The sequence below is a fragment of the Lederbergia graminis genome (assembly GCF_042655485.1).
Lineage (GTDB): Bacteria > Bacillota > Bacilli > Bacillales > Bacillaceae_C > Lederbergia > Lederbergia graminis.
The window spans coordinates 25,611-45,000 of sequence record NZ_JBHSMC010000019.1 but is presented as its reverse complement, the minus strand read 5'-3'; the positions used below and the strand labels follow the sequence as shown (position 1 = coordinate 45,000).

The window sequence follows — 19,390 nt, the reverse complement described above, 5'->3', positions numbered from 1 at the left end:
TGCATCGAAATGGATTTAGGAACAATCAGCTTGTTCCCAATTCCATCTTGATTATTTAATGAAGCCTTTGTAGTGACGCTTCACCAGTTGGGCTTCCAGTTGCTTCATTGTTTCGAGCGCAACACCGACTACAATTAGAAGGCTAGTACCTCCAATTTGAGCCGATTGTGGTAGCCCTGCAAATTTAATAAAGAATACAGGTAAAATTGATATAGCAGCAAGGAATATAGATCCAACAAAAGTTAAGCGATAGAGAACCTTTGTTAAGTACTCTTGCGTGTTCTTCCCTGGACGAATCCCTGGAATATACCCACCCTGTTTCTTCAGATTATCAGCAACTTGTTCAGGGTTGAACTGAACAAAAGCATAGAAATAAGTAAATGCAATAGTTAACACAACGAAAATGACCATTCCAATAGGTTGTGTATGATCAAATATAGATTGTATTTTACTTGCTACATTTCCTGAACCGAAAAACGCAGCGATTGTTTGTGGAGTCATCATAAATGCACTTGAGAAGATTACCGGGATAACACCAGCAGCATTAACTTTTAATGGTAAGTGTGTATTTTGTCCACCAACCGGGCTACGACCATCCATGCGTTTAGCATATTGAATTGGAATTTTACGAAGTGCTTGTTGAACAAACACTACACCAACTACTAAAGCGATAGTAGCTAAAACAATTAGTAACAAGATAACAATACGGATGAAAAGTTGATCTCCCGCACCTTCAAGCATTTGTGCGTAAATCTGGTTTACTGCCGTTGGTATACCAGCAACAATTCCTGCAAAGATGATAATCGATATACCGTTACCGACACCTTTAGAAGTAATTTCTTCCCCAAGCCACATTAAGAATGCAGTACCAGCCGTTAAAACAATTGCAATAACAGCATAAGTACCAAAGCTAGGGTTCTCAATAAGTTGCAATCCAAACATTCTATTAAAACCATAGGACATTCCAACTGCTTGGATTATAGCAAGAACAATAGTGAAGTAGCGTGTAAACTGTGCAAGCTTACGTCGACCAACTTCTCCTTGTTTTGCCCATTCCGTAAATTTCGGAACAACATCCATTTGTAACAATTGAATAATAATCGAAGCAGTAATATAAGGCATGATACCCATTGCTAAAATAGAGAAGTTTTGAAGAGCTCCACCACCGAAAATATTCATGAATCCGAGCAGGCTCGCTTGATCCTGCATTTTTAGAACATCTGCGTCTACAAAAGGAACAGGAATGAAAGCTCCAAGACGGAAGATGACTAAGGTTAATAAGGTGAATAAGATTTTTCGTCTAATATCACCTACGCGCATAAAATTGGAGATTGTCTGAAACATAAATTAGATCACCTCAGTTTTACCGCCGGCAGCTTCTATCGCCTCTTGTGCAGCAGAGGAGAATTTGTTCGCTTTTACAGTAAGCTTCTTCTCGATGTTGCCTTTAGCAAGAATTTTAATTCCCGATTTCTCGTTGCGTACAACACCAGTTTCGATAAGAAGTTCTGGAGTTACTTCTGTACCATCTTCGAAGCGATTTAATGCATCTAAGTTAACTACTGCATATTCTTTACGATTGATATTAGTGAATCCACGTTTAGGTAAACGTTGGAACAAAGGAGTTTGACCACCTTCAAATCCTAAACGAACACCACCGCCTGAACGGGCCTTTTGACCTTTGTGACCTTTACCAGCAGTTTTTCCGTTACCGGAACCAGTTCCACGACCTAAGCGATTACGTTCTTTACGGGAACCTTCAGCAGGCTTTAGCTCATGAAGTTTCATCGTTAGCACCTCCTTAATATTCAAAATGGATTATTGTTCTTTAACAGTGACAAGATGGGAAACTTTATTAATCATTCCGCGAATAGCTTGGTTGTCATCATGTTCAACTGTTTGATGCAATTTACGGAGTCCAAGTGCTTTCACAGTTTCACGTTGGCCTTCAGTACGACCAATTAAGCTCTTTGTGAGGGTAATTGCTAATTTATTTGCCATTATGATTCCCTCCTTAACCTAACAGTTCTTCTACTGTTTTATTACGTAGTTTTGCTACGTCCTCAGCACGTTTAAGATTTTTAATTCCTTCGATTGTTGCACGAACCATGTTAATTGGTGTGCTTGATCCAAGTGATTTAGATGTAATATCAGCAATACCAGCAAGTTCAAGGACCGCACGAACAGGTCCACCAGCGATAACACCAGTACCTTCACTAGCAGGTTTAATTAAGATTTGTCCGCCACCGAAACGGCCGATAATTTCATGTGGAACAGTTGTTCCAACGATAGGTACTGAAATAAGGTTTTTCTTAGCATCCTCAATTGCTTTACGGATTGCATCTGGAACCTCTTGTGCTTTCCCTGTACCAAATCCAACATGACCATTTTTATCTCCAACTACAACTAATGCAGTAAAGCGGAAGCGACGTCCACCCTTTACAACTTTAGCTACACGGTTAACTGTAACTACGCGTTCTTCAAGTTCAAGTTTGTTAGCATCGATTTGACGCATCTATTATGTCCCTCCTTTTTCGATTAAAATTCAAGGCCGTTTTCACGTGCAGCATCTGCAAGTGCTTTAACACGTCCATGGTATAAATATCCTCCACGGTCAAACACTACCTTGTTGAAACCTTTTTCAGCTGCACGTTTTGCAACTAGTTCTCCTACTTTATGAGCCGCTTCAACATTGCCTGCAGACTCGATGTTCAATTCTTTATCTAGAGTTGATGCACTAACTAAAGTTACGCCATTCTCATCATCGATCAATTGAGCGTAAATGTTTTTGTTAGAACGATATACGTTCAAACGTGGACGAATTGCAGTTCCGCTTAACTTAGCTCGAACACGCACGTGTCTTTTTTTACGCACTTTGTTCTTATCTTGCTTAGTGATCATTACGAGTCACTCCTTTCAGTGCCTAAGCGGCATTATTTACCTGTTTTACCTTCTTTACGACGTACATTTTCGCCTTCATAACGAATACCTTTACCTTTATATGGCTCAGGTGGGCGTACCGCACGAATGTTAGATGCTAAAGCACCAACCATTTCTTTATTGTAGCCTTTTACGATAATCTTTGTATTTGCTGGAACTTCGATTTCTACGCCTTCTTCAGCTTCGAATTCAACTGGATGTGAATAACCTACGTTTAAAACAAGTTTATTACCTTGTTTTTGTGCACGGTACCCAACCCCAACAAGTTCAAGAGATTTTTCAAAACCTTTAGATACACCTTCCACCATGTTAGAAATTAAAGAACGAGTTGTTCCGTGAAGGGAACGGTGTTCTTTCGCATCAGATGGACGAGTAACTGTAATTACGTTATCCTCTATATTAATTGCCATTTCAGCATTAAATGAATTTGTTAATTCACCTTTAGGTCCTTTAACAGTAACAGTATTTCCGTTTTGAGTAACTGTCACTCCTGCAGGGATTTCGATAGGTTTCTTACCAATACGAGACATTATGTTGCACCTCCGTTCTTCAGAAAAATATTACCAAACGTATGCTAGTACTTCTCCACCAACTTGTTTTGCTCTAGCTTCTTTATCAGTTAATACACCTTGAGATGTAGAAACAAGTGCAATACCAAGTCCGTTTAGTACTTTTGGAACTTCATTCGCTTTTGCATATACGCGTAATCCTGGCTTACTAATACGTTTAAGACCAGTAATAACTCTTTCGTTATTTGCACCGTATTTTAGGAAAATACGAATGATACCTTGCTTGTTGTCTTCAATAAACTCTACATCACGTACAAATCCTTCACGTTTAAGGATGTCAGCAATGTCTTTTTTAATATTTGAAGCAGGAACCTCTAACTTCTCATGTCGGACCATGTTCGCGTTGCGGATACGTGTTAGTAGATCTGCGATTGGATCAGTCATAACCATTTATATTTACCTCCTTCCCAAATTCGGTCTTACCAGCTAGCTTTTTTAACGCCAGGAATTTGACCCTTGTATGCTAGTTCACGGAAACAGATACGGCAAAGTTTAAATTTACGAATAACCGAATGCGGGCGGCCGCATCGTTCGCAGCGAGTGTAACCTTGAACTTTAAACTTTGGAGTACGTTGTTGTTTTACAACCATTGATTTTTTAGCCACGTTTTCGCCTCCCTTTATTTAGCGATTACTTTTGGAACGGCATTCCAAATGCAGTTAATAATTCACGAGCTTCTTCGTCTGTTTTCGCAGTAGTTACGATAACGATATCCATACCACGAACCTTGCTCACTTTATCATAATCAATTTCAGGGAAGATGAGTTGTTCTCTTACACCTAGAGTGTAGTTTCCACGACCGTCAAATGCTTTTTTAGAAACACCACGGAAGTCACGTACACGTGGAAGTGATACGGAAACTAATTTATCTAGGAACTCATACATACGTTCTCCGCGAAGTGTAACTTTTGCACCGATTGGCATACCTTCACGTAAACGGAATCCTGCAATTGAATTTTTTGCTCTTGTTACAACTGGTTTTTGACCAGTGATTAAACTTAATTCTTCGACTGCATTATCCAAAACTTTTGCGTTTTGAACAGCATCGCCGACACCCATGTTAATTACAATCTTTTCAATTTTAGGTACTTCCATCACTGACTTGTAATTGAATTTACCCATTAAAGAAGAAGTAATTTCATTTTTGAATTTTTCCTGTAGGCGGCTCATGTAGTGTACCTCCCTTCATCTAAGAACTATTTATCTAAAGCTTCACCTGATTTTTTAGCTACACGTACTTTTTTGCCATTTACTTCTTTATAACCAATGCGAGTTGGTTCATTTGATTTTGGATCTAGCAGCATCACGTTAGAAACATGAATTGCAGCTTCCTTGCTAATAATTCCACCTTGTGGGTTATCTTGAGAAGGTTTAGAGTGTTTTTTCACAACATTCACACCTTCAACAAGGACACGATCTTTTTTAGGGAAAGCAGCTAATACTGTACCAGTCTTCCCTTTATCCTTACCTGTAATGACCATTACTTTGTCACCTTTTTTAACATGCATTGAATCGCACCTCCTTGAGTGACCGAATCAGATAGTGATGAAAGAGGTTTGTTTCGTCTCTTTCGTCTATTATTACTCCAACTTATAGAACTTCTGGAGCTAAAGATATAATTTTCATAAAGTTGTTATCACGTAATTCACGTGCAACTGGACCAAAGATACGAGTTCCACGAGGTGCTTTATCATCACGGATGATTACACATGCATTTTCGTCGAACTTAATGTATGAACCGTCAGGTCTACGTGCACCTGTTTTCGTACGAACAATTACTGCTTTAACAACGTCACCTTTTTTGACAACGCCACCTGGTGTTGCATGTTTTACTGTACAGACGATAACATCGCCAATATTTGCAGTCTTACGGCCTGATCCGCCAAGGACTTTAATAGTTAAAACTTCACGAGCACCAGAGTTGTCAGCCACTTTTAGACGAGATTCTTGTTGAATCATCTATTTTACCTCCCTTCGGAAAATAAATATCCGAAACATTTTGTTAGATAATGACTGCTTTTTCAACTATTTCTACCAAACGGAAGCGTTTAGTAGCTGATAGTGGGCGTGTTTCCATGATGCGTACTACATCGCCAACTTTTGCTTCATTTTGCTCATCATGAGCTTTGAATTTTTTAGAGTACTTTACGCGTTTGCCGTACAATGAATGTTTCTTATATGTTTCAACCATTACAGTTACAGTTTTGTCCATTTTATCTGAAACAACACGTCCTGTATAAACTTTACGCTGATTGCGCTCACTCATTCTGCAAACCTCCTCTCTGTTTATCGTTTATTAACTTCGAGTTCTCTTTCACGGATCACAGTTTTCATACGAGCGATCGCTTTACGAACTTCGCGAAGACGAGCAGTGTTTTCTAATTGACCAGTAGCTAACTGGAAGCGAAGGTTAAATAACTCTTCTTTTAATGATTTTACATTTTGTTCTATTTCGGCAGTGGTTAAGTCACGGATTTCATTAGCCTTCATTTCGTTCACCACCAATTTCTTCTCGTTTTACAAACTTACATTTAATTGGAAGTTTGTGTGCAGCAAGACGAAGAGCTTCACGTGCAACTTCTTCAGATACTCCTGCAATTTCAAACATAATCTTTCCTGGTTTTACTACAGCTACCCATCCTTCTGGAGCACCTTTACCGGAACCCATACGTACTTCTAGAGGTTTTGCTGTATATGGTTTGTGAGGGAAAATTTTAATCCAAACTTTACCGCCACGTTTCATGTAACGAGTCATCGCAATCCTTGCTGCTTCGATTTGGCGGTTTGTAATCCATGAAGCTTCTACAGCTTGTAGACCGAATTCACCAAATGAAACTTCTGTGCCACCTTTAGCACGACCACGCATTTTCCCGCGATGTTCACGGCGATACTTAACGCGTTTAGGCATTAACATAATTATTTTCCTCCTTCCGCAGATTTTTTCTTTTCTGGAAGGACCTCTCCACGATAAATCCATACTTTAACACCGAGCTTGCCGTAAGTTGTATCTGCTTCAGCATGTGCATAATCAATGTCAGCACGAAGTGTATGAAGTGGAACTGTTCCTTCGCTGTATTGTTCAGATCGAGCAATATCCGCTCCACCAAGACGTCCAGATACCATTGTTTTAATTCCTTGAGCACCAGCACGCATTGTACGTTGAATTGCTTGCTTTTGTGCACGACGGAAAGAAACACGGTTTTCTAGTTGACGCGCAATGTTTTCAGCTACTAATTTAGCATCAAGATCCGCTTTTTTAACTTCAACAATATTAATGTGAACACGTTTGTTTGTAAGTTGGTTTAAAGCTTTACGTAAAGCTTCAACTTCCGTACCACCCTTACCGATAACCATACCTGGCTTAGCAGTGTGGATTGTAATGTTTACGCGATTAGCAGCGCGTTCGATTTCTACGCGTGATACAGATGCGTCAGAAAGTCGTTTTGTTATATATTCACGAACTTTGATATCTTCGTGCAATAGAGTTGCATAATCTTTCTCAGCGTACCATTTTGATTCCCAGTCACGAATGACACCGATACGCATACCGATTGGATTAATTTTTTGACCCACGAATTATCCCTCCTTCTTTTCTGATACCACGATAGTAATGTGGCTTGTGCGCTTGTTAATTTGACTTGCGCGACCTTGTGCGCGTGGACGGAAACGTTTCATTGTTGGACCTTCGTCAACAAATGCTTCAGCCACTAGCAAATTATTAATATCCATATCATAATTGTGCTCTGCGTTTGCAACTGCAGATTTAAGAACTTTTTCTACGATTGGAGACGCCGCTTTTTGAGTTAGTTTCAAAATAGCAATCGCTTCTCCCACTTGCTTTCCTCGAATAAGATCAACTACTAAGCGTGCTTTACGAGGAGCAATACGAACTGTTCTTGCAACAGCTTTTGCTTGCATTAGGATGCCCTCCTCTCATTAGCGTCTTGTTTTTTTATCGTCTGCGGCATGACCTCTATATGCGCGCGTTGGTGCGAATTCACCAAGTTTGTGGCCTACCATATCTTCACTAATATAAACAGGTACATGTTTGCGGCCATCATAGACTGCAATAGTGTGCCCAATAAAGTTAGGGAAAATAGTTGATCGACGTGACCAAGTTTTCACTACCTGCTTTTTATTATCATCGTTAAGTTTCTCCACTTTTTTCATCAAGTGTTCATCAACAAAAGGGCCCTTTTTTAGGCTGCGTCCCATGGTTGAACCTCCCTTCGTGATTGCACTACGGTCCCAGTGAACCGTAGGTCAATCTCGTTATTTTTTACGACGGCGTACGATAAACTTATCGGACTTATTGGATTTCTTACGAGTTTTATATCCAAGAGTTGGTTTACCCCAAGGTGTAACTGGTGACTTACGACCGATTGGTGTACGACCTTCACCACCACCGTGTGGATGGTCATTAGGGTTCATTACAGATCCACGAACGTGAGGACGTTTGCCCATCCAACGTGAACGACCTGCTTTACCTACGTTAACAAGTTCATGTTGTTCATTACCTACTTGACCTACAGTTGCACGGCAAGTAGCAAGAATCATGCGAACTTCACCTGAATTTAGACGAACTAGAACATACTTTGTTCCTTCTTTACCAAGAACTTGTGCAGAAGTACCTGCAGAACGTACTAATTGTCCACCTTTACCAGGCTTTAATTCGATGTTGTGTACTACTGTACCTACAGGAATGTTTGAAAGTGGAAGTGCATTACCAACTTTAATATCTGCTTCTGGACCAGACATAACTTCCATTCCTACTTGTAAGTTTTTAGGTGCAAGGATATATCTTTTTTCACCATCATGATAGTGAATTAATGCGATGTTTGCAGAACGGTTAGGATCGTACTCGATTGTAGCAACGCGTCCTGGTATACCATCTTTTGTGCGTTTAAAGTCAATAATACGATATTGACGCTTATGACCGCCGCCGCGATGACGAACTGTTGTCCTACCTTGGTTGTTACGACCGCCTTTTCTATTAAGTGGCTCTAATAATGATTTTTCCGGCTTATCAGTTGTGATTTCAGAAAAATCTAAGCTAGTCATATTACGACGTCCGTTGGAGGTAGGTTTATATTTTTTGATCGCCATTGTATTCCCTCCTCTACTTTAATTGGTTTTCTTCATATATTAGACTTCGAAAAATTCGATTTCTTTGCTATCAGCTGTCAATGTAACAACTGCTTTACGACGTTTGTTTGTATAACCACCAAAGCGGCCCATACGTTTAAATTTACCTTTATAATTTAACACGTTCACTTTAGCAACTTTCACATCAAAGATGCTTTCTACTGCATCTTTAACTTGTGTTTTATTTGCATTAACGTCTACTTCAAACGTATATTTTTTATCAGCCGTCAGTTCCATAGAACGCTCAGTGATAACGGGGCGCTTAATTACATCACGTGCTTCCATTATCCTAGCACCTCCTCTACTTTTTCAACTGCGGCTTTAGTCATAACCAATGTATTATGTCCAACAACATCAAGTACATTAAGGTTAGCTGCATCTACTACTGTTACTCCAGGGATATTTCTTGCAGAAAGAGCTACGTTCTCGTTTAATACATCTGTAACGAAAAGTGCTTTTTTACCTACTGGTAAGTTAGCAAGTACATTAGCAAATTCTTTTGTTTTTGGAGCATCAAATGATAGAGTTTCCAATACAACTAAGCTTTGTTCAAGTACTTTAGTTGAAAGTGCGGATTTGATAGCTAAACGGCGTACCTTTTTAGGAAGCTTATAGCTATAGCTACGAGGTACTGGTCCAAATACTGTACCACCGCCACGCCATTGTGGTGATCTAATTGACCCTTGACGAGCACGTCCTGTTCCTTTTTGACGCCAAGGTTTACGACCGCCGCCGCGTACTTCCGAACGATTTTTAACTTTTGATGTACCTTGTCTTAATGAAGCTCTTTGCATAAGAACAGCTTCGAATACAACTGCGTTATTTGGCTCGATACCAAATACAGATTCGTTTAAGTCAACTTCTCCGACTTGTTGACCTGTTTGGTTCAATAATGCTACTTTCGGCATTCCAATTGCCCTCCTTTCTTCTACTTATCTTTATTTCACTTTAATTCCAGATTTAATTTCAATAAGAGCTTTCTTAGGTCCAGGAACATTTCCTTTAACTAAGATTAAGTTGCGTTCCGCATCAACTTTAACGATTGGTAGATTTTGAATTGTAATTCTTTCTCCACCAGTACGTCCTGGTAATGCTTTTTGTTTGAAGACACGAGCAGGATCTACAGGACCCATTGAACCCGGTCGACGGTGGTAACGAGAACCATGCGACATAGGTCCGCGAGATTGTCCGTGGCGTTTAATAACACCTTGGAATCCTTTACCTTTAGATATTCCTGATACATCAACTAAATCGCCTTCTGCGAATATATCAACTTTGACTTCTTGACCAACCTCGTACTCATTAACGTTTACTCCGTTGAATTCACGGATGAAGCGCTTAGGAGTAGCTTCTGCTTTCGCAACATGTCCTTTTTCAGGTTTATTAGCAAGCTTCTCACGTTTGTCTTCAAATCCAAGTTGTACCGCGTCATAACCGTCTGTTTCTACAGTTTTCTTCTGAAGAACAACGTTTGGAGCAGCTTCAATTACAGTTACAGGAATTAATTCCCCGTTTTCAGCAAAAACTTGAGTCATACCGATTTTTCTTCCTAAGATTCCTTTGGTCATAAGTCACACCTCCTGAATAATTGTTTTTTATAAATTATAGTTTAATTTCAATGTCAACGCCTGATGGCAAGTCTAATCTCATTAATGAATCTACAGTTTGTGGTGTAGGATTAATGATGTCGATTAAGCGTTTATGTGTACGCATTTCAAACTGTTCACGAGAATCCTTATATTTGTGCACCGCACGAAGGATTGTATATACAGATTTCTCAGTTGGCAATGGAATTGGACCTGAGACATTAGCTCCTGAACGTTTTGCAGTTTCCACTATTTTTTCAGCAGATTGATCAAGAATTCTATGATCATACGCTTTTAATCTGATACGAATTTTTTGTTTTGCCATTACTTTCCCTCCTTTTCGCCTATTTTCGAAATAGACATACTCCATGGAAATTTCCCACACACTCGCCATGGCAAAGCGGCCGGGTGTGTCAGCAACCTCCCACTTCATTGCAGTCAAAGACCAACATTGTCTATTATACAGAAAACACAAAGTCAATGCAATATATTTCTACATCCCTTTGCACTTTCACACTTGTAAGATTATACATAGATATATATGTGAAATCAAGTCTTTGAATAGATTCAGAAAATATAATTTATCGGACCTTACCAAAACTAGTTTTCAACATAAAAAAAGAAGAGGTCATGGATCAACCATTTCCTCTTCTTGTTGTTTATGTTATTACTTTTCGATAGAGCTTACAACGCCTGAACCAACAGTACGTCCACCTTCGCGGATTGAGAATCTTGTTCCATCTTCAATCGCGATAGGAGAGATAAGTTCAACTGTCATTTCAATGTTGTCACCAGGCATTACCATTTCTACTCCTTCTGGAAGATGAACGATTCCAGTTACATCAGTTGTACGGAAGTAGAATTGTGGGCGGTAGTTAGTGAAGAATGGAGTATGACGTCCACCTTCTTCTTTTGATAATACATAAACTTCCGCTTTAAATTTTGTATGTGGAGTGATTGTACCTGGCTTAGCAAGTACTTGACCACGTTGGATTTCTTCACGAGCAACACCACGTAGTAGTGCACCAATGTTATCTCCAGCTTCTGCATAATCAAGAAGTTTACGGAACATTTCTACTCCAGTAACAACAACTTTTCTTGATTCTTCAGCAAGACCGATGATTTCAACTTCTTCACCGACTTTAACTTGTCCACGCTCAACACGTCCAGTAGCAACTGTTCCACGACCAGTAATTGAGAATACATCCTCAACTGGCATCATGAATGGTTTATCGTTGTCACGTTCTGGAGTTGGAACGTACTCATCAACTGCAGCCATTAATTCAAGAATTTTTTCTTCCCACTCAGGCTCACCTTCAAGAGCTTTAAGAGCAGAACCCTTAACAACTGGAATGTCATCTCCAGGGAAGTCATATTCTGATAGTAGATCACGGATTTCCATTTCTACTAATTCTAGAAGTTCTTCATCATCAACCATGTCACATTTGTTCATGAATACAACGATGTAAGGAACACCTACGTTACGAGAAAGTAGAATGTGCTCACGTGTTTGTGGCATTGGGCCGTCAGCAGCAGATACTACTAGAATAGCACCGTCCATTTGTGCAGCACCAGTAATCATGTTTTTAACATAGTCAGCGTGTCCTGGGCAGTCAACGTGCGCATAGTGACGAGTTTCAGTTTCATATTCAACGTGTGAAGTAGAGATTGTGATTCCGCGTTCGCGCTCTTCTGGAGCGTTATCGATTGCATCATAACCTTTAGCTTCTCCACCACCAGCTTTTGCTAGAACAGTTGTAATAGCAGCTGTTAAAGTTGTTTTACCATGGTCAACGTGACCGATTGTACCAATATTAGCATGTGATTTGGAACGATCAAATTTTTCCTTACCCAATTGTAATTCCTCCTTAAAATAAGAAAATAGTAAGTATAGGAGTACGCTTTAAAATAATAGTTTCATTTTAAAGCGCCTCAATGCATATCTAATAGTAGTTATACTTTATTCACGCCATAAAATCAATTATTGACCGCTATTTTTTTTGATAATCTCTTCAGCAATTGATTTTGGTACTTCTTCATAATGATCAAAGTGCATAGAGTAAACTCCACGACCTTGAGTATTTGAACGAAGTGATGTTGCGTATCCAAACATTTCTGCAAGTGGTACGAACGCTTTAACAACTTGAGCATTACCACGAGCTTCCATACCTTCAACGCGTCCACGACGTGAAGTAATATCACCCATAATATCTCCAAGGTATTCCTCAGGGATAACAACTTCAACCTTCATTAATGGTTCTAATAATGCAGGGTCACACTTCTTAGCAGCATTTTTAAGTGCCATAGAAGCAGCAATTCTAAACGCCATTTCGTTAGAGTCTACATCATGGTATGAACCATCATAAAGTTTTGCTTTAACGTCGATTAGAGGGTAACCGGCAATTACACCGTTTTCTAATGCATCTTCAAGACCTGCTTGAACAGCTGGGATGTATTCACGAGGAACAACACCACCGACGATAGCATTTTCGAATTCGAAGCCTTTTCCTTCTTCGTTTGGAGAGAACTCGATCCAAACGTGTCCGAATTGTCCACGTCCACCGGATTGACGTACGAATTTACCTTCTACTTGTGCAGAAGAACGGAAAGTCTCACGGTAAGAAACTTGTGGAGCACCTACATTTGCTTCTACCTTGAATTCGCGTTTCATACGGTCAACTAAGATATCAAGGTGAAGTTCACCCATACCTGAGATAACAACCTGACCAGTTTCAGGATTAGTTTCCGCACGGAATGTTGGATCTTCTTCTTGAAGTTTTGCAAGAGCTTGCCCCATTTTATCTTGGTCAGCTTTTGATTTTGGTTCAATCGCAACCGAGATAACTGGTTCAGGGAATTCCATAGACTCAAGAATTACTAGATCCTTTTCATCACATAGCGTATCACCTGTACCTGTATCCTTCAAACCTACTGCAGCTGCAATATCTCCACTGTAAACCATACTGATTTCCTCGCGGTGATTTGCGTGCATTTGTAAGATACGTCCAACGCGCTCACGTTTACCCTTAGTAGAGTTTTGAACGTAAGAACCTGAACTTAGAGTACCAGAGTAAACACGGAAGAAAGTTAGACGACCAACATATGGGTCAGTCATTACTTTAAATGCTAATGCTGAGAATGGTTCGCTATCATCTGCATGACGAGCTACTTCTTCTCCTGTGTCTGGAATAATACCTTTGATAGATTCGATATCCGTAGGTGCAGGTAAGTAATCGATAACTGCATCAAGAACTTTTTGTACACCTTTGTTTTTAAACGCAGTACCGCAAAGCACAGGATAGAACTGAACTTTTAATGTAGCTTGACGGATTGCTGCTTTTAATTCTTCAACAGAGATTTCTTCTCCCTCAAGGTATTTCATCATTAAGTCTTCATCGAAATCAGCTACTGCCTCAATCAGGTTACCACGAAGTTCTTCAGCTTGATCCTGTAGATCTTCCGGAATTTCACCTTCAACAGCGTCAAGAGCAGCATCTCCTTCATAGAACCATGCTTTCATCTCAACAAGGTCAACCATTCCTGTGAATGTATCCTCTGCTCCAATCGGAAGTTGGATTGGATGAGCGTTAGCTTGCAAACGATCATGTAGAGTTTTTACAGAATATAAGAAGTCTGCACCGATTTTATCCATTTTATTAACGAATACGATACGTGGAACTCCATAAGTTGTTGCTTGGCGCCAAACTGTTTCAGTTTGTGGTTCAACACCAGATTGTGCATCTAATACTGTTACAGCACCATCAAGAACACGTAAGGAACGTTCAACTTCAACTGTGAAGTCTACGTGTCCTGGAGTGTCAATGATGTTAACGCGATGACCTTTCCACTGTGCAGTTGTTGCTGCAGAAGTGATTGTAATACCACGTTCTTGCTCTTGCTCCATCCAGTCCATTTGTGAAGCACCTTCATGCGTTTCACCAATTTTATGAATGCGCCCTGTATAGAAAAGAATACGTTCGGTAGTAGTTGTTTTACCAGCATCAATATGAGCCATAATACCGATATTACGTGTCTTTTCTAAGGAGAACTCTCTAGGCATAACGTCTTTCTCCTTCCTGGGATGAGTATTAATTTATTTATAGTTAGCAAACTATTACCAACGGTAATGAGCAAATGCTTTGTTTGCTTCAGCCATTTTGTGTGTTTCTTCGCGTTTCTTAACAGAAGCACCGTTATTATTAGCAGCATCCATAATTTCAAATGCTAAACGTTCTTCCATTGTTTTTTCACCGCGTAGACGAGAATAATTAACTAACCAACGAAGTCCAAGAGTTGAACGGCGTTCTGGGCGAACTTCAACTGGTACTTGATAGTTTGCACCACCAACACGACGAGCTCTTACTTCTAGTACAGGCATGATATTTTTCAATGCTTGATCGAATACTTCCATTGGATCTTTACCTGTACGATCTTTGATAATATCAAAAGATGAGTATAGGATAGTTTGTGCTTTACCTCTTTTCCCGTCAATCATTAACTTGTTGATTAAACGAGTAACAAGTTTGGAATTATATATAGGATCTGGTAAAACATCTCTTTTTGCTACAGGACCTTTACGTGGCATCCGACTTCCTCCTTTCAAACAAAAGTTTCTAAATTATAATCTTATTTTTTCTCTTTTGGACGTTTTGTACCGTATTTAGAACGGCTTTGCGCACGCTTATCAACACCAGCTGTATCAAGCGCACCACGAACGATGTGATAACGAACACCCGGTAAGTCTTTCACACGTCCACCACGGATAAGCACAACACTGTGCTCTTGTAGGTTATGACCGATTCCTGGGATATAAGCAGTAACCTCAATCCCGTTTGTCAAACGTACACGCGCATATTTACGAAGTGCAGAGTTTGGTTTTTTCGGAGTCATTGTACCAACACGAGTACAAACACCACGTTTTTGTGGAGATGAAACATTAGTGTTTACTTTTTTAAAGCTGTTATAACCTTTGTTAAGTGCTGGTGAGTCAGAAGTAGATACTTTAGACTTTCTACGTTTACGCACTAATTGGTTAATAGTAGGCATATTTCTTCCTCCTCTCATACATTGTTAAAGCCCACACATCCAGGTGGTTCTTTTTAAAGCAAAAAACAAGTTTCTGCAGTATTCATTACTACAAAAACGCCTTTAACGGATAATAGCAACAGCTGTTGCTCTAACATCAATACCACATGCTTTCCCTAGCTTTTGCATCGAGTCGACCATCGTAATAGGTATACCCTTCTCTTCAGCTAAAGTCTTAATATCCTTCGTAATCCTAGGTTCAGCATCTGAAGCCAGAATTACTTCTTGCGCATGCCCTGATTTAAGAGCTCGTACAGTTTGCTTTGTTCCTACAATTATTTTCTCAGCCTGTGACACTTTTTCATAAGACATATTCATATCCTCCAAAGTAACAGGTTATTGATAGGAGCACCTTGAATATATTAACATCTTGATTTTTTAATGTCAACAAGAAATGAAAAATATTATATACGCCGGTGAAAGTACCGGCGTATATAATTATTACTCTACAACTTCCTCTTCATTAGGAGTAACGGTAATAGCTTTTCTATACCGTTGCATTCCCGTTCCAGCTGGAACCAGCTTACCGATGATAACATTTTCTTTCAAGCCCAGTAACTCATCACGCTTACCTTTGATAGCAGCATCTGTTAATACCCTTGTAGTTTCTTGGAAGGATGCGGCAGATAAGAATGAATCTGTTTCAAGTGAAGCTTTCGTAATACCAAGTAATACCGGTCTACCTGTAGCAGGTTGATTTCCTTCAAGAAGGGCTTTTGTATTCGCATCTGTAAATTGATGTACATCAAGTAATGTACCAGGTAATACATCTGTATCACCAGCATCCACAACACGAATCTTACGAAGCATTTGGCGAACCATTACTTCTACGTGTTTGTCACCAATTTCAACCCCTTGCATACGATAAACCTTCTGCACTTCAATTAACAAATATTCTTGAACAGCAGCAACGTCGCGAACTCGAAGAAGTTCTTTAGGGTCAATAGATCCTTCAGTCAACACTTGACCGTGAGTAACTTCATCATTTACAGCCACTTTCAATCGCGCTGTATATGGTGCTGTATATGTTTTTGTCTCAATATCCCCTTGAATAACAATTTCTTGTTGTCGGTCACGGCCCTCCGTAATAGAAGTCACTACACCACTGATTTCAGAGATAATAGCTTGACCTTTAGGGTTACGAGCTTCAAACAATTCTTGGATACGTGGAAGACCTTGAGTGATATCGTCTCCAGCAACCCCACCTGTATGGAACGTCCTCATCGTTAACTGTGTACCTGGTTCACCGATAGATTGTGCTGCAATAATTCCAACAGCTTCTCCAACGTCAACGACTGTACCAGTCGCTAGATTACGGCCGTAACATTTCTTACATACACCATGTCGTGTGTTACAAGTAAATGCAGAGCGAATCCATACTTCTTCCAATCCTGAGTTAACAATCTGTTTCGCTAAGTCCTCATCGATTAACTCATTTTCCTTAACGATAACTTCTTCTGTCTCAGGGTGATAAACTGTTTTTCTTGCATAACGACCAATTAAGCGTTCTTCTAGTGCTTCGATGATTTCTGTTCCATCTTTAAGGGAAGAAATCTTCAAGCCTCTATCTGTACCACAGTCATCCTCACGAATAATTACATCTTGAGCAACATCCACAAGTCGACGTGTTAAGTATCCAGAGTCAGCAGTTTTCAGTGCAGTATCAGCAAGACCTTTACGCGCACCGTGAGTGGAGATAAAGTATTCTTGAACTGTTAGACCTTCACGGAAACTTGATTTGATAGGTAACTCAATAATACGTCCAGCCGGGTTAGCCATTAGACCACGCATACCAGCTAGTTGCGTAAAGTTAGATGCGTTACCACGAGCACCAGAATCACTCATCATGTAAATCGGGTTCAAGTTATCCAAAGTCTTCATTAGCTTGCTTTGGATATTATCTTTCGCAGCACTCCATATGGAAATTACACGATCATAACGTTCTTCTTCTGTAATTAATCCACGTTTAAACTGCTTCATTACATTATCAACTTTAGCTTGCGCTTCTGTTAATATTTCTTCTTTTTCTGCTAAAACCACAATATCAGAAACACCAACAGTAATACCTGCTTTAGTAGAGTACTTAAATCCAAGGTTTTTCATTCTATCAAGCATCTTGGACGTTTCCGTTATATGGAATCTCTTGAAGATTTCCGAAATAACATTACCCAAGAACTTCTTACTGAATGGTTTTACTAAAGGTTGTTCTTTAATGTGTTCAGCAACATTTACTGTTTTTTCAACAAAATAATTATCCGGAGTGTCTCCCTCAAGATTTTCATTTGTTGGTTCATTTATATAAGCAAAAGAAGGAGGTAAGATTTCATTAAAAATCAACTTCCCGACAGTTGTTATTAAAAACTTACTGTTCTGCTCATCTGAAAAGCGTTCATTATTTAAAGAACTAGCAGGAATTGCTACCCTACTATGTAAGTGAACATAGCCATTTTGGTAAGCAAGAATTGCCTCGTCACGATCTTTAAATATTTTCCCTTCCCCATCAGCACCTTTACGTTCTAGAGTTAGGTAGTAGTTACCTAAAACCATATCCTGTGAAGGTGTAACAACAGGTTTACCATCTCTTGGGTTTAGGATATTTTGTGCAGCAAGCATTAATAGACGAGCTTCTGCTTGAGCTTCTGCAGATAATGGAACGTGAACAGCCATTTGGTCTCCATCAAAGTCAGCGTTGTACGCAGTACACACAAGTGGATGTAGTCTAATAGCTCTACCTTCAACCAGTGTTGGTTCAAACGCCTGGATACCTAATCTATGGAGCGTTGGTGCCCTGTTTAGTAATACAGGGTGCTCACGAATGACATCTTCTAGCACATCCCATACTTCTGGTTGCACTCGTTCAATTTTTCTTTTCGCACTCTTAATATTATGTGCAAGACCCTTTTCAACTAGTTCTTTCATAACAAAAGGCTTGAAAAGTTCTAATGCCATTTCTTTAGGAAGTCCACATTGGTACATTTTTAAGTTTGGACCAACTACAATTACGGAACGTCCTGAATAGTCAACACGTTTACCTAGTAAGTTTTGGCGGAAACGACCTTGTTTACCTTTCAACATGTGAGAAAGAGACTTAAGTGGACGGTTTCCTGGACCTGTAACAGGTCGACCTCTACGGCCATTATCAATAAGAGCGTCTACTGCTTCTTGAAGCATACGTTTCTCATTTTGAACAATAATGCTTGGAGCGCCTAAGTCTAATAATCTCTTGAGACGATTATTACGGTTAATTACACGTCTATATAAATCATTTAAATCAGAAGTAGCAAAGCGTCCACCTTCTAATTGAACCATCGGACGTAATTCAGGAGGAATAACCGGCAGTACATCCAATACCATCCAATCAGGATGGTTACCAGAGTGTCGGAATGCTTCTAAGACTTCAAGACGTTTAATAGCACGTGTACGGCGCTGTCCTTGTGCTGTTTTTAATTCTTCTTTTAGAATCTCTACTTCTTTCTCAAGATCGATATCTTGAAGAAGCTTTTTAATCGCTTCTGCACCCATTCCGGCTTGGAACTTAGTGCCATATTTTTCTCTATATGCGCGATATTCTTTCTCAGATAAAAGTTGTTTTTTATCTAATGTAGTATCCCCTACATCTGTCACCACGTATGATGCGAAGTAGATAATTTCTTCCAAAGCACGTGGGGACATGTCTAGGACAAGCCCCATTCTGCTTGGAATACCTTTAAAGTACCAAATATGGGAAACAGGTGCTGCAAGTTCAATATGACCCATACGTTCACGTCTAACCTTCATACGAGTAACTTCGACTCCACAGCGATCACAAACGACACCTTTATAACGGACGCGCTTGTACTTCCCACAGTGACATTCCCAATCCTTTGTTGGACCAAAAATTCTCTCACAGAACAAACCGTCTTTTTCCGGTTTTAATGTACGATAGTTAATAGTTTCTGGCTTCTTAACCTCTCCATAAGACCAAGAGCGGATTTTATCCGGTGAAGCAAGACCAATTTTCATATACTCAAAATTATTTACATCCAGCAAGGGGCCTACCTCCCTTTTCGTCTACAGGTTTTTCCC

Annotated in this window: 28 protein-coding genes; all 28 read right to left on the bottom strand. The window is 39.7% G+C overall.

Going from position 1 to position 19,390, the window contains the following annotated elements; translation table 11 throughout:
- Window positions 1-51: 51 nt before the first annotated feature.
- Complete coding sequence (gene secY, locus ACFPM4_RS14290) at window positions 52-1,344, bottom strand: preprotein translocase subunit SecY (RefSeq protein WP_144924471.1); 1,293 nt, start codon at window positions 1,342-1,344, stop codon at window positions 52-54.
- 3 nt (window positions 1,345-1,347) lie between these two features.
- The gene (rplO, locus tag ACFPM4_RS14285; protein WP_144924473.1) at window positions 1,348-1,788 is read right to left on the bottom strand and encodes a 50S ribosomal protein L15; all 441 of its coding nucleotides are present in this window, start codon (window positions 1,786-1,788) and stop codon (window positions 1,348-1,350) included.
- A 30-nt stretch (window positions 1,789-1,818) separates the two neighbouring features.
- On the bottom strand, window positions 1,819-2,001 hold the full coding sequence (gene rpmD, locus ACFPM4_RS14280; protein WP_144924475.1) for a 50S ribosomal protein L30: 183 nt from the start codon (window positions 1,999-2,001) through the stop codon (window positions 1,819-1,821).
- A 13-nt stretch (window positions 2,002-2,014) separates the two neighbouring features.
- Window positions 2,015-2,515, bottom strand: coding sequence for a 30S ribosomal protein S5 (gene rpsE, locus ACFPM4_RS14275; protein WP_144924477.1), 501 nt, complete (start codon window positions 2,513-2,515; stop codon window positions 2,015-2,017).
- Window positions 2,516-2,538: 23 nt separating this feature from the next.
- Window positions 2,539-2,901: a 50S ribosomal protein L18 gene (gene rplR / locus ACFPM4_RS14270; protein ID WP_144924479.1), complete on the bottom strand. Its 363-nt coding sequence runs from the start codon at window positions 2,899-2,901 to the stop codon at window positions 2,539-2,541.
- Window positions 2,902-2,933: 32 nt separating this feature from the next.
- Window positions 2,934-3,470: a 50S ribosomal protein L6 gene (rplF, locus tag ACFPM4_RS14265; protein ID WP_382352974.1), complete on the bottom strand. Its 537-nt coding sequence runs from the start codon at window positions 3,468-3,470 to the stop codon at window positions 2,934-2,936.
- Between the two features lie 30 nt (window positions 3,471-3,500).
- Window positions 3,501-3,899 carry a 30S ribosomal protein S8 gene (gene rpsH / locus ACFPM4_RS14260; RefSeq protein ID WP_144924483.1) on the bottom strand — a complete coding sequence of 133 codons (399 nt, stop codon included), beginning with the start codon at window positions 3,897-3,899 and terminating at the stop codon, window positions 3,501-3,503.
- 29 nt (window positions 3,900-3,928) lie between these two features.
- Window positions 3,929-4,114 (bottom strand): 30S ribosomal protein S14, encoded by a 186-nt coding sequence (rpsN, locus tag ACFPM4_RS14255; RefSeq protein WP_144924485.1) that lies wholly within the window; start codon window positions 4,112-4,114, stop codon window positions 3,929-3,931.
- A gap of 25 nt (window positions 4,115-4,139) precedes the next feature.
- Complete coding sequence (gene rplE, locus ACFPM4_RS14250) at window positions 4,140-4,679, bottom strand: 50S ribosomal protein L5 (RefSeq protein ID WP_144924487.1); 540 nt, start codon at window positions 4,677-4,679, stop codon at window positions 4,140-4,142.
- 26 nt (window positions 4,680-4,705) lie between these two features.
- The gene (rplX, locus tag ACFPM4_RS14245; protein WP_144924489.1) at window positions 4,706-5,017 is read right to left on the bottom strand and encodes a 50S ribosomal protein L24; all 312 of its coding nucleotides are present in this window, start codon (window positions 5,015-5,017) and stop codon (window positions 4,706-4,708) included.
- 82 nt (window positions 5,018-5,099) lie between these two features.
- A complete protein-coding gene (gene rplN, locus ACFPM4_RS14240; protein ID WP_144924492.1) occupies window positions 5,100-5,468 on the bottom strand; it encodes a 50S ribosomal protein L14 in 369 nt (122 codons plus the stop codon).
- A gap of 43 nt (window positions 5,469-5,511) precedes the next feature.
- Window positions 5,512-5,775, bottom strand: a complete 264-nt coding sequence (rpsQ, locus tag ACFPM4_RS14235; protein WP_144924495.1) for a 30S ribosomal protein S17 — start codon at window positions 5,773-5,775, stop codon at window positions 5,512-5,514.
- A 20-nt stretch (window positions 5,776-5,795) separates the two neighbouring features.
- Window positions 5,796-5,999 carry a 50S ribosomal protein L29 gene (gene rpmC, locus ACFPM4_RS14230; protein WP_144924497.1) on the bottom strand — a complete coding sequence of 68 codons (204 nt, stop codon included), beginning with the start codon at window positions 5,997-5,999 and terminating at the stop codon, window positions 5,796-5,798.
- Window positions 5,989-6,423: a 50S ribosomal protein L16 gene (gene rplP, locus ACFPM4_RS14225; RefSeq protein ID WP_144924500.1), complete on the bottom strand. Its 435-nt coding sequence runs from the start codon at window positions 6,421-6,423 to the stop codon at window positions 5,989-5,991. The genes rpmC and rplP overlap by 11 nt, the downstream gene beginning before the upstream one ends.
- 2 nt (window positions 6,424-6,425) lie before the next feature.
- On the bottom strand, window positions 6,426-7,082 hold the full coding sequence (rpsC, locus tag ACFPM4_RS14220; RefSeq protein ID WP_144924503.1) for a 30S ribosomal protein S3: 657 nt from the start codon (window positions 7,080-7,082) through the stop codon (window positions 6,426-6,428).
- A 3-nt stretch (window positions 7,083-7,085) separates the two neighbouring features.
- Window positions 7,086-7,427 carry a 50S ribosomal protein L22 gene (gene rplV / locus ACFPM4_RS14215; RefSeq protein WP_144924506.1) on the bottom strand — a complete coding sequence of 114 codons (342 nt, stop codon included), beginning with the start codon at window positions 7,425-7,427 and terminating at the stop codon, window positions 7,086-7,088.
- 18 nt (window positions 7,428-7,445) lie between these two features.
- A complete protein-coding gene (rpsS, locus tag ACFPM4_RS14210) occupies window positions 7,446-7,724 on the bottom strand; it encodes a 30S ribosomal protein S19 (RefSeq protein WP_144924509.1) in 279 nt (92 codons plus the stop codon).
- A 57-nt stretch (window positions 7,725-7,781) separates the two neighbouring features.
- Window positions 7,782-8,615, bottom strand: a complete 834-nt coding sequence (gene rplB / locus ACFPM4_RS14205) for a 50S ribosomal protein L2 (protein WP_144924512.1) — start codon at window positions 8,613-8,615, stop codon at window positions 7,782-7,784.
- Between the two features lie 39 nt (window positions 8,616-8,654).
- A complete protein-coding gene (rplW, locus tag ACFPM4_RS14200; RefSeq protein WP_144924515.1) occupies window positions 8,655-8,939 on the bottom strand; it encodes a 50S ribosomal protein L23 in 285 nt (94 codons plus the stop codon).
- The gene (gene rplD, locus ACFPM4_RS14195) at window positions 8,939-9,562 is read right to left on the bottom strand and encodes a 50S ribosomal protein L4 (RefSeq protein WP_382352962.1); all 624 of its coding nucleotides are present in this window, start codon (window positions 9,560-9,562) and stop codon (window positions 8,939-8,941) included. The genes rplW and rplD overlap by 1 nt, the downstream gene beginning before the upstream one ends.
- A gap of 30 nt (window positions 9,563-9,592) precedes the next feature.
- Complete coding sequence (gene rplC / locus ACFPM4_RS14190) at window positions 9,593-10,222, bottom strand: 50S ribosomal protein L3 (RefSeq protein ID WP_382352959.1); 630 nt, start codon at window positions 10,220-10,222, stop codon at window positions 9,593-9,595.
- A 34-nt stretch (window positions 10,223-10,256) separates the two neighbouring features.
- On the bottom strand, window positions 10,257-10,565 hold the full coding sequence (gene rpsJ / locus ACFPM4_RS14185; RefSeq protein ID WP_044747018.1) for a 30S ribosomal protein S10: 309 nt from the start codon (window positions 10,563-10,565) through the stop codon (window positions 10,257-10,259).
- Window positions 10,566-10,907: 342 nt separating this feature from the next.
- Window positions 10,908-12,095 (bottom strand): elongation factor Tu, encoded by a 1,188-nt coding sequence (gene tuf / locus ACFPM4_RS14180; RefSeq protein ID WP_382352956.1) that lies wholly within the window; start codon window positions 12,093-12,095, stop codon window positions 10,908-10,910.
- A 126-nt stretch (window positions 12,096-12,221) separates the two neighbouring features.
- Window positions 12,222-14,300: an elongation factor G gene (gene fusA / locus ACFPM4_RS14175; RefSeq protein WP_382352953.1), complete on the bottom strand. Its 2,079-nt coding sequence runs from the start codon at window positions 14,298-14,300 to the stop codon at window positions 12,222-12,224.
- A 54-nt stretch (window positions 14,301-14,354) separates the two neighbouring features.
- Complete coding sequence (gene rpsG, locus ACFPM4_RS14170; protein ID WP_144924534.1) at window positions 14,355-14,825, bottom strand: 30S ribosomal protein S7; 471 nt, start codon at window positions 14,823-14,825, stop codon at window positions 14,355-14,357.
- A 41-nt stretch (window positions 14,826-14,866) separates the two neighbouring features.
- Window positions 14,867-15,286, bottom strand: coding sequence for a 30S ribosomal protein S12 (rpsL, locus tag ACFPM4_RS14165; protein WP_144924537.1), 420 nt, complete (start codon window positions 15,284-15,286; stop codon window positions 14,867-14,869).
- 102 nt (window positions 15,287-15,388) lie between these two features.
- The gene (locus ACFPM4_RS14160; RefSeq protein ID WP_382352949.1) at window positions 15,389-15,637 is read right to left on the bottom strand and encodes a 50S ribosomal protein L7ae-like protein; all 249 of its coding nucleotides are present in this window, start codon (window positions 15,635-15,637) and stop codon (window positions 15,389-15,391) included.
- A gap of 129 nt (window positions 15,638-15,766) precedes the next feature.
- Window positions 15,767-19,354 carry a DNA-directed RNA polymerase subunit beta' gene (rpoC, locus tag ACFPM4_RS14155; protein WP_382352947.1) on the bottom strand — a complete coding sequence of 1,196 codons (3,588 nt, stop codon included), beginning with the start codon at window positions 19,352-19,354 and terminating at the stop codon, window positions 15,767-15,769.
- Between the last annotated feature and the right edge of the window lie 36 nt (window positions 19,355-19,390).